Origin of the sequence: Geotoga petraea (genome assembly GCF_900102615.1) — a bacterium.
GTDB lineage: Bacteria > Thermotogota > Thermotogae > Petrotogales > Petrotogaceae > Geotoga > Geotoga petraea.
This window is the reverse complement of record NZ_FMYV01000015.1, coordinates 1-14,468: the sequence shown is the minus strand read 5'-3', so window position 1 is coordinate 14,468 and position 14,468 is coordinate 1. Positions and strand designations below refer to the sequence as shown.

General features: G+C 32.6%; 10 protein-coding genes. 1 reads left to right on the top strand and 9 read right to left on the bottom strand.

Features of this window, described 5'->3' with window-relative positions:
* Positions 1-202 precede the first annotated feature (202 nt).
* The 4 genes from BLS00_RS10480 to BLS00_RS10465 form a co-directional block, all read right to left on the bottom strand.
* Positions 203-1,042, bottom strand: a complete 840-nt coding sequence (locus tag BLS00_RS10480; RefSeq protein ID WP_091405850.1) for a carbohydrate ABC transporter permease — start codon at positions 1,040-1,042, stop codon at positions 203-205.
* Positions 1,043-1,056: 14 nt separating this feature from the next.
* Entirely contained in the window at positions 1,057-1,923 is an 867-nt protein-coding gene (locus BLS00_RS10475; protein ID WP_091405845.1) for a carbohydrate ABC transporter permease, read from the bottom strand.
* A gap of 58 nt (positions 1,924-1,981) precedes the next feature.
* Positions 1,982-3,289, bottom strand: a complete 1,308-nt coding sequence (locus BLS00_RS10470; protein WP_091405842.1) for an ABC transporter substrate-binding protein — start codon at positions 3,287-3,289, stop codon at positions 1,982-1,984.
* A 320-nt stretch (positions 3,290-3,609) separates the two neighbouring features.
* The gene (locus tag BLS00_RS10465; protein WP_218119821.1) at positions 3,610-6,678 is read right to left on the bottom strand and encodes a pullulanase; all 3,069 of its coding nucleotides are present in this window, start codon (positions 6,676-6,678) and stop codon (positions 3,610-3,612) included.
* A 382-nt stretch (positions 6,679-7,060) separates the two neighbouring features.
* Here BLS00_RS10465 and BLS00_RS10460 point away from each other — a divergent pair, with 382 nt between their 5' ends.
* Positions 7,061-8,488 (top strand): hypothetical protein, encoded by a 1,428-nt coding sequence (locus BLS00_RS10460; RefSeq protein ID WP_091405839.1) that lies wholly within the window; start codon positions 7,061-7,063, stop codon positions 8,486-8,488.
* A 49-nt stretch (positions 8,489-8,537) separates the two neighbouring features.
* On the opposite strand, the gene BLS00_RS10455 is transcribed toward BLS00_RS10460, so the two are convergent.
* The 5 genes from BLS00_RS10455 to BLS00_RS10435 form a co-directional block, all read right to left on the bottom strand.
* The gene (locus BLS00_RS10455; protein WP_091405836.1) at positions 8,538-10,292 is read right to left on the bottom strand and encodes a M3 family oligoendopeptidase; all 1,755 of its coding nucleotides are present in this window, start codon (positions 10,290-10,292) and stop codon (positions 8,538-8,540) included.
* Between the two features lie 110 nt (positions 10,293-10,402).
* Complete coding sequence (locus tag BLS00_RS10450) at positions 10,403-11,173, bottom strand: DUF2238 domain-containing protein (RefSeq protein ID WP_240724302.1); 771 nt, start codon at positions 11,171-11,173, stop codon at positions 10,403-10,405.
* A gap of 197 nt (positions 11,174-11,370) precedes the next feature.
* Positions 11,371-12,639 carry an SLC45 family MFS transporter gene (locus tag BLS00_RS10445; RefSeq protein ID WP_091405832.1) on the bottom strand — a complete coding sequence of 423 codons (1,269 nt, stop codon included), beginning with the start codon at positions 12,637-12,639 and terminating at the stop codon, positions 11,371-11,373.
* Positions 12,640-12,650: 11 nt separating this feature from the next.
* Complete coding sequence (locus BLS00_RS10440; RefSeq protein ID WP_091405829.1) at positions 12,651-13,343, bottom strand: glycerophosphodiester phosphodiesterase family protein; 693 nt, start codon at positions 13,341-13,343, stop codon at positions 12,651-12,653.
* Between the two features lie 81 nt (positions 13,344-13,424).
* The gene (locus tag BLS00_RS10435) at positions 13,425-14,285 is read right to left on the bottom strand and encodes an aldo/keto reductase (protein ID WP_091405827.1); all 861 of its coding nucleotides are present in this window, start codon (positions 14,283-14,285) and stop codon (positions 13,425-13,427) included.
* Positions 14,286-14,468 lie beyond the last annotated feature (183 nt).

Below are 14,468 nucleotides of genomic sequence, written 5' to 3'. Positions count from 1 at the left end.
CAGGGGTGTTTAGGCTTTTATGTTTTTAACTTCCATCTTCCAACATCCAACTTCCAACCAAAAAAGCTTCAGCTTTTTCACTCTTCATTTAAATTATATAATAAAAACCTTCACATCATATCATCATAATGTGAAGGTTTTATTTATCAAAAAATTATCAACATATAGCTTTGAGGCATATCTTCAGACAAATATGATAGGTTTATCCTTTGATTCCCGAACCAACAAGGCTTTTAACAAATAAATTTTGAATTAAAAAGAATATTATCAAAGTAGGTATAAGCGCGAGATTTGTACCAGCCATTATAACCCCCCAGTTATTTAATCCCTCTGAATCCATAAGCATTTTAACACCTATTTGAACTGTTTTCATTCTATCGTCCATTGTAACTATGAGAGGCCATAAGTACATATTCCATGCATAAACAAAGTTAATCAGAGCTGCTCCACCTAACATAGGTTTGGACAAAGGTATCAAAACTTTGAAAAAATATTGTAATGGTGTAGCACCATCTATTTTAGATGCATCCTCTAATTCTTTTGGTATTGTCATAAAATGTTGTCTGAATAAAAAAGCATTCGTAGCAGAAGCTGTAAACGGAATTATAAGGGCCCAGTAAGTGTTAACCCAACCAAAATCCCGCATAAGCATGAATAAAGGTAAAATCATAACTGTTTCTGCTGGTAAAAATAAAGTTATAAATAAAACTCCAAATAATATTTTTTTACCTTTGAATTCAAAATTTGCAAAGGCATATCCTGCAAGAGTACCAGTAATCAATTTTCCAACAGTAATTCCCAGCCCTATTAAAGCTGAATTTAAAAGTAATCTATCTAATTTAACCCTTTTTAAAGCTGTGACATAATTATCAAAATTAATTGATGATGGAAATAGTTTTGGAGGATAAGAAAAAACCTCACTTTGAGTCATAAAACTCATTGAAAAAGACAATATTATTGGTAACATAACTACAATAGCAATAACTATTAAAAGAATTTCTGAAACTATTAAATTAGTTTTCTTTCGAGTACTTATTTTCATATATAAACAACCCCTTATTGATAATGTACTTTACTTTCAACATTTTTAAAATAGAAGAAAGTAACTACACCCATGATAATAAACATTATTATACTTTGAGATGCTGCAGAACCTGTATTTTGATAGGTGAAAGCATCTAAATATAATTTATAAATAAGAGTTGTTGTATCCCCGGTTGGACCACCTTTTGTCATAACGTCAATAATACCAAACGAGTTAAACATAGCATTTGTAATAGTCATGATTACAAGATAAAAAGTTATTGGAGATAAGAGAGGAAACTTTATCTTCCACATTCTTTGCCACAAATTAGCTCCATCTATAAATGAACTTTCAACCAATGAATCTGGTATTGATTGTAATCCGGCAATATAGAATATCAATGCAAAAGGGACCATTTTCCAAATGCTAGCGAACATAACTGCTATTAGTGCATATGGAGATGAGGTCAAAAAGTCAACATTTAAACCAAATAAAGAGTTAAAAAAATAGTTTAAATGGCCTACAACTGGATTAAGCAAAAAAGACCAAAGCGTTCCTGCAATAGCAGGTGAAATTGCATATGGTGCAAAAATAAATAGCCTAAACCATCTTGTTCCAGGAATGTCTTGATTGAGTAATTGGGCCAATAAAAAAGAAATCAATATAGTGAAAAAAACAGTTATTCCAACATAAATAAGTGTTGTAAGCATTGCTTGTAAGTAAGTTGGATTTTGAAACAGTCTAATAAAATTTTCTAATCCAACATATAATTCTCTGTTTCCAAAAGGCGAAGTTCTAAATAAACTCAACCTAAAAGATAATCCTGCTGGCCAGTATATAAAAATACCTATAACTAAAAAAGTTGGTATTAATAATAAATAAGGCAAAAACTTTCGCATAAATTATCATACCCCCTATAAAAAAGGGCGGCTTAACCGCCCCTTTAAAAATATACATTTAATTATATAATTCGTTGTAGTCTTTTATTAAATTTGTTATTTCTTTTTCAGCCCATTCTAATGCTTCTTCAGGAGTCATTTTGTCTGCATTCATCTGTTGAATTGCTGTTTCAATTCTATCTCTTGCTTCTGGGAATACCCCCATAACAGCACCATTTGTATTTGGCGTTTGCTTCGACAACAATAATTGCATAACAGCAGTTAAATAGTTTGGGTTTTCTGAGTAGAATCCTTCGTACATTAATTCCTCAACAGCATCTTTTCTAACAGGGAAGTACCCTGTGTCTAAATGCCATCTCTTTTGTTCTTCTTTTGAATTCACAAATTTCATAAACTCCCAAGCAGCTCTTGTTTCTTCTTCTGAATGTCCATCAACCATCCACAAACTGGCTCCACCAATAATAGCTCCTCCTGCTGGTGCACCTGCTGGAGTAGGAATGAAAGCTGTTCCGATGTCATAACCATTTTTTGCGCCTTCAACTGTAAAAGAAGTAACATCTGAGGTAGAGAACAATACCATTGCAGCTTTTCCAGATAAGAAAATTTGTCTTGCTGCTGACCAATCTTCTTTTTTAGTATTTAACATCAAATCATTTTTTGTCATCTCATAATAGAATTCAAAAATTTCTCTTCCTGCTTCATGGTTAAATACTGCTTCTGTTGCTACACCTTCTCTTCCATTTCCGTTGTTAACTAAAGGTGCATCCATTGCAGCAAGCATTTGTTCGAAAATCCATGAATGAGTTGGCCATGTCAAACCTGTTCTGATTATATTTCCGTTTGAATCTTTTTTGAGCAATTGCTTTGAATATTCCATAACTTCTTCCAAAGTTCTTGGTGGTTTATCTGGATCCAAACCTGCTTCTTCAAACAAAGTTTTGTTATAGAATAAAATAGCATTTGAAGAATTGAAAGGCATTGAATACAATTTCCCATCCATTCTATAATAGTTCAACACAGAATCAAGATACACAGCACTATCAAAATCAGGATCTTGATCGATCAAATCTTGAACAGGTAGCATAATTCCCCCATCAACCATTTGTCTTGTACCGATTTCATAAACTTGAACGATGTGTGGGGCTGTTCCTGATCTGACACCGGCAATTAATTTATTCAATGTTTCATTGTAACTACCTGTGTATTGGGGTACGACTGTTATGTCCGGATGCTCTTCCATAAATCTATCTGCTATACCTTGAATGATTTCTATTCTTTCACCACTCATGGCATGCCAAAAATCAACTCTTACAGAAACACCAATAATCGAAACAAGTACCAATAAAACAACAATCATCTTTTTCACTTTTAGTCCCCCTTTTAAATAAGTTATTTAACAGACCTTGTTAAGTGATTTAACAGACATTATTGTAGAAAAATAATATTAAGCAAATTTTTAGTAATTTTAAGTTACTTAAAATGTTTTTTAATGTTACTCATAATTAACTGTAAATAAAATTATATCATAATCAAATTTTTCCTTAAAATCTACTTAAAAAGGTTTATAGTTAAAAATCTCAAAAAAATATCAAATAAGTTGAATTTTTAGCTTTTTCCCCATTGTGAAAATATAACAAAAAAGAGCGGCAAATTACAACCGCTCTCCAAATTAAAATTAATCTAAAATTATTTAATTTTTATTACTGATGGAGTTAATGCATCTAAAATAATCGTGTTTCCATTGATAGCAACTCCAGAAACCTCTGATACTTCTTCTGTTCCAGCTTCATCTGAGTCTACCAATATTGTTCCAAAAGCTAAATTCATATCAGTTTCAACTTTTCTTTCCTTACTATCGGCATTTATGAATACGACATATTCTTCTCCATCTGTAGATTTCACATGGTATCCGATAACAAGGTCTTCTTCTTTAATATCTTCACTCTCTATTAATTTAACATTAGATTTAACCATTTCTTCTGTACCAAGTCTGAATGCATCAGTTGATTTTCTCAAAGCTATTAAACCTTTTGTGAATTCCATTGTTTCTTTGTGCATTCCTTCTTCAGTGACTTTTCCCCAATCAAACATGTTTATAGCATCTGATGAATCGTATGAATCATGTACGAAGTATGGATATTCGAACAATTCTCCTTCACTATTTTCCAAAGTGTGGAATTTTTGTTCTGGTTGTCCTTCTGTTCTCCACTGTTTAGTTCTTCCGTATTCTTGTCCAGCGTGTAAGAAAGAAATACCTTGTGAAGTAAGAATTACTGAATTACCCAATCTAATTCTTTTTTGAATTTCTTCTTCATGAATATCTGGATCTTTCTTGATTGATTGTGCTATAACATCGTGAAGAGTCATGTTATCGTGTGCTGCAATGTATTGTAAAATATCTCCAGGGTCGTCTTCTGTTACATTAGTTGGTTTTGCAATGATGTTGTTGAAAATCAATTCAATAGGTCTTGCACCACCAGTAATGAATCTTGGTTGTCCTTCTATACCAAACCCTGATTTCATTTCATTTCTCATTTCATCTGAGAAAACTGCAACAGCATTTGTTTGGTCCATCCAATCCTGATCAGCTGGAACTAAATTAGGATTTTCAACATGACCTTTAAATGTTCTCCAACCTTCTCCAACAAATAAAACATTTGGGTTTAATTTCTTAGCTTCATTATATGCTTTTTGAACAGAATCTGCTGTGGCATCTCCCATCATATCCCATCTCATACCATCTATCTTGTATTCTTTGAACCAATATTTAACTGAGTCAATCATTAATTTTTCTGCCATTTTATGAGTTGTAGCTAAGTTGTTCCCAAAGTCTCCAACGAAGTTTCCGTTAGCATCTTGGAAGAAGTAGTAACCTGGGACAATATCATTTAAAAAGCTGGCTTTTGCCATGTGAGTATAAACTACGTCTAAAATAACTCCCATTCCAGCATCATGAATGGCATCTATCATTGATTTTAACTCTCTTATTCTTGCTTCGGGATCTTCTGGATTTTCTGAATAAGCTCCGTCTGGTGAAAAATAATTATGAGGGTCATATCCCCAGTTGTAAGAATTATTTTGTGCTGAATAATCCAATTCCCTTTCTCCCATTGCTGTTTCATCGCCATAATACCAAGCCATAACTGGCAATATTTGAACGTGTGTTACTCCCAAGCTCTTAATATATTCTAACTTATCTTTGAAAGCATTATAAGTTCCCCATCTTGAGTCCAAATCTCCCTCAATTGATGGGTCTGAAGTGAAGTCTCTTATGTGAATTTCCCATATTATTGCATCTTCTTTTTTGTTGAATCCTTCGATATCTGCATATTCCAATTTTGGCCCAATAGTCTTAGGTTCTACTATAGCGGCTTTACCAACATTGTCGTTAACAGTTTCTCCGTTTACAACATATTCTTCCCCGCCTTGTCCAGCGGTGTTAACAGTAAATGCAGCCATTGATTTTGCGTATGGATCTAAAACTCTTCTTGTTACTCCATTATTTGTAACAGCGTATTGATAATAATAACCTTTTACATCTAAAAGACCTAAGTCATATGGACTTACCCATTTTTCCCATACACCAGTTCTTTTATTGAATTCTAACTCTATTGCACCTATTTCCCTTGATTGATCGTATTTATCGTAAAAATGAGCTACAACTTTTGAAGCTTTTGGAGCCCAAAGTCTTAAAGTAACTCCACCAGCAAAATAGTCTGCTCCCAATTCACCATCATAGCTGTACATGTTGTCGATTAATCTCCAACCAGTGGAAACATCTACTTCTTTGTTTCCATAAGTTACTTTTAAAGGTACTTTATCTAAGTTCAAATTTGCAACTACCTCTGCAGATGTTTCACTGACAACGTTGATTGATTCAACGTCAACTCGTTTACCTTCTGAATCTTCGATTCTAAGTTCTGCAGAATCAAGCTCTTGTGTAGATGTGAAATTCAATAAAACTTTGTCTCTTGAAACTATCTCTCCGTTTAATAAACCAGTTGCTGTATCTTTATTTTCTGAAATATATACTTTGCTGTCACCTTCAAAAACATAAACTTGATTATATTCATCTAACATAGTAAAGCCTTTGTCTTCTTCGCCATCTTTAACCTGTGTTTTTTGATTAACCATTAAAAAGCCCAAATTAGCTGCTCCTTCTTTTAAAGGAACATCCCAATAAGCACCAAAATCATCGTACCCCGTGATTTCCATTCCATCTGGCCAACCAGATTCCGATGACCATGTTGTGTCATTCCATATCCATAGTCCCCAGTTTTCATAATCACCATTTTTCCTTTGGTAGTGAACCCTCAAAGTATTATCTGGAATATTTGCTGGAGCACTTGTCATTATTTCATCTGATCCTTCTTCTGTCCATAGCTCATTAGTTTGAACAGTGAAGTTAAAAACTTTGTCTCCTCCATCTTTTGTTTCCGTTTCTTGATTAACCATTAAAAAGCCTAAATTAGCTGCCCCTTCTTTTAAAGGAACATCCCAATAAGCACCATAGTCATCGTAGCCCGTGATTTCCATTCCATCTGGCCAACCAGATTCCGATGACCATGTTGTGTCATTCCATATCCATAGTCCCCAGTTTTCATAATCACCATTATCCCTCTGATAATGGATTCTCATAGTATTTTCGGGAATTTCCTCGTTAGCTGCAAATACAGAAGTACCAAAAAATCCAACAATTGCAACCATCAAAAAGACAACTAACCCTTTTGTTAATAAACTACTTGTCTTAATCACTTTTTTCACCTCTCCCTGATAAAGTTATAATTTTGGAAGCGTTTTCAAACACCTTAAAAAATATAAATCAGATAACTGATTTACTATTAAAATTATAACATAAAATAATTCTTTTTTATAAGATTCTGTTAAATATTTTTAGAAAATATTTTTACACACAATGTTTACCTGTATATTTTAATCATGATACAAAGTTAACAGTTCATTTACATATCAAATGATATATTAATTATGAAAGGTATTAGCGAGTAACAATAGTAAGCCCCTCAATAATTTATTGGAAGACCTTAATTGGTCTTCCACTTTTTTATTTATTTTATTTTAAGATTTTGGTATAATAATAAATATGATTAGTTAACTAAACTTAAGGGTGTGATTTCAGGTGGGCAAAAAATTATATATTTCTTTATTTATCTTATTAATAATATTTGCAATATCTTCATTTTATATTTTGAGGAACACAGACGATTCAACTTTAATGGAAATAAACTCCACAAAACTCGTCGTTTCTGGAGATTTGGACGAAGAATATAAGATAGGAAACCTAAATAAGCTGTACAACTCAGATGTTCAGTTCAATGGAAACATCATAAAAACAGTTGATTTAAAAACTGTTTTTGATTCTATAGGCATAACTTCAGAAAATAATTACAAAATACAAATTTCAGGTGAAGACAAGGTAATAGAAACTAAACTGGTAAATATAGAAAATTACTTCTTAACTGAAAACGAAGAAAATTTTACTCTTTTTGATTCTTCGGGGAACTTGCTCTTGGAAAATATAGGAAACATATATTTGGTAAATCTTCATGAAGATTGGGATATTGGTTTAAATATAATTGATCCAGAAACAAATATAGTCAATTTAATGCCTTCAGATTTTAGCATAAGTAACTACAAAATATCCAGTTTCAAATCAAACAGCGTTGCTATTTCTAATCAAGAAGAAGTTTTTCAAGAAATTCATTACAACAAAAAGAAAATAATTGATTTAAACGAATTCTTGGAATTCCCACAGATAAGAACTACATTAGTTAACCGTGGCGGAGAAAAAGTCACTTATGAAGATGGTTTCATAGAAATAGCAGGGAACGTTTTCAATTTGATAGATAAAAATGGAAGAATTGTTTTGGAAGATTTAAAAGGCATCATAGTTAATACCCCTGTTTATAACATAAACGATGTTTATTTAGATTCCATGCATTATTTAAAAAAGGATGAGCAAGTGTTGATAATTATAATCAACGGGTTGGGTTATTATCAATATGTTAACGCCTACAACAATGGAGATATCCCATTTTTGCAAACACAAACAATAGCAAACCGTTCTCTAACAGCTTATGAGCCAACTACAGAAAATGCTTTAAAAGAAATGTTTAACTATGAAGGTGAAAACTTGTTTAACCAAATGAGATCAATTAACAACGAATCCATATACATATCTAATTTTAAATATATTGAAAACGAAAACTTAGAGTATATCAAAGTTGAAGATGCAAACAATGACTATTTTTATGATGACGACACTTTTTTAAAAATCGAGGAAATAATTTCTAACAACAACTCTCTAATAGTTTCAAATTTCACTGATTATGAAAAAAATGCATTAGCTTTTGGTCCTAATTCAGATGAAGCTTTAAAAACTTTGAAAAATTTAGATAACTATATATCACAAATATCAGATATTTGGCCGGGAAATATAATAATAACTTCTGACAGTGGGATACACGAAACAGAAGAAGGCGAAGGTACCGGTGGCCAATTTCGATATGAAGATTTGTTTGTCCCATATATAATAATAGAAAAATAAACAAAAAATCAGCTTGCATTATGCAAGCTGATTCTAATTTATTAACGTTTTATATTAGTTTGTTTAGAAATTCTCTCTCGAGATAATCAAAACCTTTACCCCAGAAGCTTTCTTCTTTTATATTTATACCTACTTCTTCCAACAATTCTTCTGGCCTTTTGTTTCCCCCGCTTCTCAACAGTTTCTTGTATTTAGGAATAAAATCTTTTCCCTCCTCTTTATACATTTCATATAGCGCAATGACTAAAAGATTGGCAAAGTTGTAAGCGTAAACATAAAATGGCACACTGAAAATATGTGGAATTCCTGCCCACTCGTAGTTGTATTCTTCTGGTATTTCCACAGAATCACCAAACATGATTTTGAGTTCTTTGTTGTAAAGTTCCGATAATTCTTCCCATGTTGCAACACCTTTGTCTGCAATCATATCATGAGATTGAACTTCAAATCTCGCAAACATATTTTGCCTGAACATAGTTGCAAACATCTCTTCAGTTTTAGAAGCTATGAAAGCCTTTTTGTCTTCCTCATTCAACGTGGGTAAAACCTTGTCCATAACAAGCATTTCACCAAAAACAGAAGCAACTTCTGCCATTGTCAAAGGGGTGTGGTAGTTCCATATATTCTGCTCTGAAGAAAGTGTCCCGTGAACTCCATGCCCCAATTCGTGTGCAAGAGTCATAACATCTCCCATATTTCCATTGTAATTCAACAAAACAAAAGGTTTGTAGTTTGGAAAAGCGTAAGAGCAAAATGCCCCTCCCCTTTTACCTTTTCTTATTTCGGAATCAATTCTGTTCTCATCAAAGAAACTCTTGACAATATCCCCTATTTCTTCGTCGAATTCGTAATAAGCATCTAAAACTATTTCTTTTGCTTGGTCAAAAGAGTACTCTTTTTTTACTGGATTTAGTGGTGCGTAAATATCCGCAAGAGTTAATTTTTCTCCAAGGTATTTTTCTTTAAACTTGTAGTATTTGTGAACTAAAGGAGTTCTTTCTGTGGTAACTTTGATCACGGTATCTATGATATCGTCTTCCACTTCGTTATCCAAATTTCTCATAGAAATAGGTCTTTCGAAATTTCTAAGTCTGCTTTCTGTATCGTAGTGTTTTACTATAGAATTATAAGATTTTTCAAGGATTATCTTATCTTCTTCATATCTTTTGAAAAATTTTTTCATAGCTCTTTTTCTAAGGTCTGAATCAGTGTCATGCCTTAAAGCTCGAACTTGTGGCCCTGTTAGAGTTTTAACCTGGCCATCAATTATTATTTCAAACTCGTAAGAAGAAGTTTGTCTTTCATATAATTCTGCAAAAGCCTCTCTTGAAGAACTTGAAAGTGCTGAGATGACTTTTTCAGCTTCTTCTGAAAGAACATGTTCTTTTGATTCTATGAGTTTTTCCATTACATGTTTATATTCTTTGAGCTCATCTGAATCTCTCAAATCTATTAGCTTACTTTCAGACAATTTGAGAAGTCTTGGTTTCCAAAAAGATGTGATGATAGAAGCACTGGTTTCATAGTCTTCGACCATGGACATAAGTTTTTGAGCTTCTTGGTTCATAGTATTTCGAGCATAATTTAAATGGGCATATTGAGCAGCATAGTAACCTTTCTTTTCAACATCTTCTGAATCTTCAAAAAATTTTCTTAACTTTTCTGGTGAAAGATTTTTATCTGCTAAGGCATCATAATAATCTTCTCTCAGATTCTTACAACCATTTATAAATTCTTCTAAATCCTTTTTTATTTTCTCATCTTTTTCAGAACTGTAAAAAAATGTCAAATCCCAGTTTGGCATATTCCAACCCCCTTTAAAAATTAGTTAGTCTCATGAATAATTATACATCTTTTAACATTAGATGTTAAATATATTTAGTTGAAAGTCGGATGTTGGGGGGTAAAACCCTCTTATTGTTGAAAAAACCTTCTTAAAGCCAAGCTGATCTTTTCTAAAAGATTGTAAATATCCCTATTCTTATTCAATTTATTTAAAGTTTTCCAAAAAAGAAATAACCCAATAACAGCCCCGATTTGATTTTCTATAAGATCACTCATAGTATCAATAAGCCCTTCTTGAGCAAATCTATACCCTTCATAACCACTAAAAATTAAATCTGATGCGAACTCTCCTATCTCCCAAAAAACCCCCATCATAGCTACTATAGAAAACATATATATGAATATTTTGAACAAGAGTGTTCTGGAAATATTTCTTGACCAAACTAATTCAGAACCCAATACAAGCGGAAATAAAAAACTAACAAGCCACATTCCACCAGTAATATGGAGAATGTCGTCAAAAATTGGGTAATTATCGTAAAACCTTAACCACACTCCAAAAAAACTGTGAAGAGTGATCTGCATAATTGAAAAAAACCTGATTTCTTCAAAAATCGTTGATTTAGTTACCCATTCAAAAACCCATATGAAATCAATTAATAAAAATGAGAGCAAATAACCTAAGAAATGAGGTAGATTAAAATTAACAATTGAAGCAATAACTGGGACCAATGCCACAAAAGAAAAAAATAAATTCATCCATCTAAAAAACACAAAAAATCTTGTGTTGCTGGAAAAAAGAGTTTCTTTTACTTCTGTGTCATTGATCAAAAAAATATTCAATTTTAAAAGTGGTTTCCTAAACTTTTTAGAAATTGACTTCAATAAAATTGGTTCCATATTTTACTCCTTCTTCATAAAATAAACTGCAAATTATTAGACAGCTTCGACATGATAGCTGTAAAAATTTTAATACTTGTTTTTACCTACAACTTTCAAAATCTATCATCCAACAGAAATCTATGATTTCTATTCACCGCTTGCAAAGCAAGCATATCACTAACTCGCTAATCTGCCAAATCGCTAATTTGCTTTTTCTATTCTTGCTCTTGTGTTTCTCCTCTTTTCACGAAAATCAAAGTGATAGAAGCTAAAACAAAGAAAAACAAAGAAAAAACCATCAATACATTATAATCAATTATGTCCATAAACAATCCAGCTAAAGGTGGCGCAAAAATATTAGCTGCCATAGAGAAAAAGTAGTACAATCCAGTATATCCACCGGATTTTTCATTTGTCGTCATGTCAACTACCATTGGAAGAGAGTTCACATTAATCAACGACCAACCCATACCTCCAAATGCAAACAAAACAAAAAGAATATTTCTAAATTTTGTTGGCTCTTCCAAAAGAGAAGAATTTCCCAAAATATATGTCAACAAAATAATAAAGCTCAAAAGAAAAATACCAGAAAAAATAGTTTTTTTACGCCCAACTTTGGCCCCAATAAATCCCGCTGGAATGGCGAAAACCATAAAAACCAAAGAAAAAACACCCATAATAAGGGCTCCTGTACTCTCCGGAATTCCAACATGAAATTTGGCATAAGTTGTAAAAAATGTCTCTATAGCGTTGAAACCTATAAACCAAAACAAAATAGACAAAAGCATAAATAACAAAGACTTTTCTTTATTTGTAAAAGCGTCTTTCAAATTCCCCATCAATTCTACTAAACCATTCTTAATAAACCCTGATTTCTTTTCTATTGCTGTTTCTTTTATTGTATATTTTTTATCTTCTTTTATGAAAGTTAATAACACCATAACTGCCGCAAGCATTATCAACGCACCAGCTAAAAACGGATAATTTTGATTTGCGTCGTACAATGGTTTTCCAGCAAAAAATGCCAACAACGCCCCGAGTCCACCCATGAAATTTATAACCCCATTAGCCTGACTTCTGAATTTAGATGGGGTAACATCTGGCATTAAAGCTACTACAGGTGATCTAAAAATTGCCATAAAAAAATTCATAAAAACAATCACTAACATCAACAACGGTAACATCGCAAAATCTTTTACTATTGGAATCAAAATGAAAAATACAGCCGCCAATGGTGCTCCAAACATTATATAAGGTTTACGCCTTCCAAACCTTGTTCTTGTTTGGTCAGACATAGCACCAATAACAGGGAGCATCAATATAGCAAAAATATTGTCAAAAGTCATAACAGTTCCAACCCAAAAAGACGATAAATTGAAATCTTTCAAAAATATTGGAACATAAGCATTATAAAGAGGCCAAATTATGCTGACCCCAAAAAAACCTAAACCCAAAACAAAAAGCTTCCAGCCATTAAATTTCATCTTTCATCCCCCTAACGTAAGTATTCTACTACTTCTTCCACTTTGTCTGTTATAACACCATCATAGTACCCTTTCATCAGCCTCAAATGTTCCACACTATTAACTGTCCATAAAAATATTTTCATACCGTGAGATTTCCAATTTCCTATGAACTTGGAGGCATAGTCTACACCAAATTCAACTATCTTATCAATATATAAGTTAACCGAGTATAAGTTTAACTCTTCATGTATATCATCTATATTTTTAAGAGACTCATAATCAACCAAAAGGCCTATTTTCGCTTCTTTATCCATTTTTCTTATCTTTTTTAAGGCTTCCACGTCAAAAGAAGAAAAAAGAGTGTTGTCCAAAACACCAAAATTCTTCATTAACTCATAAGATTTAACAGATGCTTCTTTTTCTTTGATCTCCAAATTATAATAAGTATCCCTTGGTAACTCTTCCAAAACCTCTTGAAGCCTGGGAATAGAAGGGTTAAATTTTCTTAACTCATCAAAAGATAAAGTGTTTATTTTGATTTCTTTGCCTTCTCTGTCCTTAAAAAAGTCATCGTGATGGATTATTACAACTCCATCTTTTGTCAACCTTGCATCGAACTCTATGCCGTCTGCTCCGTTTTCAAGAGCTTTAATAAAAGAAAGAATTGTGTTTTCTGGAAATTTTGCTCTGTATCCCCTATGACCCAAAATTTTTATATCCATTAATGCTCCCCCTTTTTATAACTATCTATTAAATTATATCAAAAAACTCTCGCATAAAGCGAGAGTTTATTTTTTTTAATATCAAGCATCTGGGTGAGGAAAAACAGTATCGTTTTCCAGATTTTTTGCTTTTTCTCTTAAATAATCTTCTTCTGTTTTTGAAAGTGGCTCATATTCATCTGCAGCATCACAAGCCCATCTTAATAATTCCATATGACCTGGAGAAACTGCCGTATCTACCCCTTTACTAAGAGTAAACCTCAATCCAAGTTTTGCTTCTTCATAATTTTCCACAGGTTTATACCAAGGCTTTGACCAGTTCCTTTCTTCGCCTTTTTTCCATTTTCTCTTTGCAAGAGCCTTTAGTGCTATTATACCCATATTTTTCTTTTTAGCAAGGTCTAAAACCGAATTACCAAAACCCTCTTTTAACCAGGAAGCCCAGTTAACTGGAAACATAATAGTGTCAAAATCAAATCTTTTGATCAATTCAAAAGCAGCTTCCTCTGTATGGGCTGAAAAGCCGATATTGTTGATCATATTCTTTTCTTTGGCTTCTAAAACTGCCTCCATAGCACCACCAGCTGAAAAGATCTTGTCGACTTCTTCTTTTGAAACAATAGAATGGAATTGATAAAGGTCAAAATAATTTGTCTTCAATTTTTTCAAAGAAGTTTCGATATCTCTCCAACATTCATCTTTTTCCAAAGCATCTGTTTTACAAGATAAAACGACATCTTTTCTAAAAGGTTCCAAAGCGGGGCCAAGCATATCTTCAGCATTACCATAACTTGGAGCTACATCAAAATAATTCACACCTCTATTAATTGCTTCTTCAACATATTTTGCAGCGTTTTCTGTTGTTTCGTCCTTAACTATAATTCCACCAAACCCAACTACAGAAACTTCTAAACCAGATCTACCCAAAACTCTTCTAAACATAATAAACACCTCTTTTATAAAAAATTAACAATTTTATATAGTTGTTAGTAGGAGTTTTTTATCTTTTTTAGTAGTTTAACAACGATTTTTTACTTCCATCTTCCAACCCATGGACTTAGCCTTTAATTCCCCTCTAAATGTGTTAGAGGGGACGTGCGCAGCACAGGGGTGTTTAGGCTTTTA

Excerpts from the sequence above, each read along its gene's own strand:
- BLS00_RS10480 (WP_091405850.1), bottom strand. The coding sequence starts at position 1,042 with ATGAAAATAAGTACTCGAAAGAAAACTAATTTAATAGTTTCAGAAATT.
- BLS00_RS10475 (WP_091405845.1), bottom strand. The coding sequence starts at position 1,923 with ATGCGAAAGTTTTTGCCTTATTTATTATTAATACCAACTTTTTTAGTT.
- BLS00_RS10455 (WP_091405836.1), bottom strand. The coding sequence starts at position 10,292 with ATGCCAAACTGGGATTTGACATTTTTTTACAGTTCTGAAAAAGATGAG.
- BLS00_RS10450 (WP_240724302.1), bottom strand. The coding sequence starts at position 11,173 with ATGGAACCAATTTTATTGAAGTCAATTTCTAAAAAGTTTAGGAAACCA.
- BLS00_RS10445 (WP_091405832.1), bottom strand. The coding sequence starts at position 12,639 with ATGAAATTTAATGGCTGGAAGCTTTTTGTTTTGGGTTTAGGTTTTTTT.
- BLS00_RS10440 (WP_091405829.1), bottom strand. The coding sequence starts at position 13,343 with ATGGATATAAAAATTTTGGGTCATAGGGGATACAGAGCAAAATTTCCA.
- BLS00_RS10435 (WP_091405827.1), bottom strand. The coding sequence starts at position 14,285 with ATGTTTAGAAGAGTTTTGGGTAGATCTGGTTTAGAAGTTTCTGTAGTT.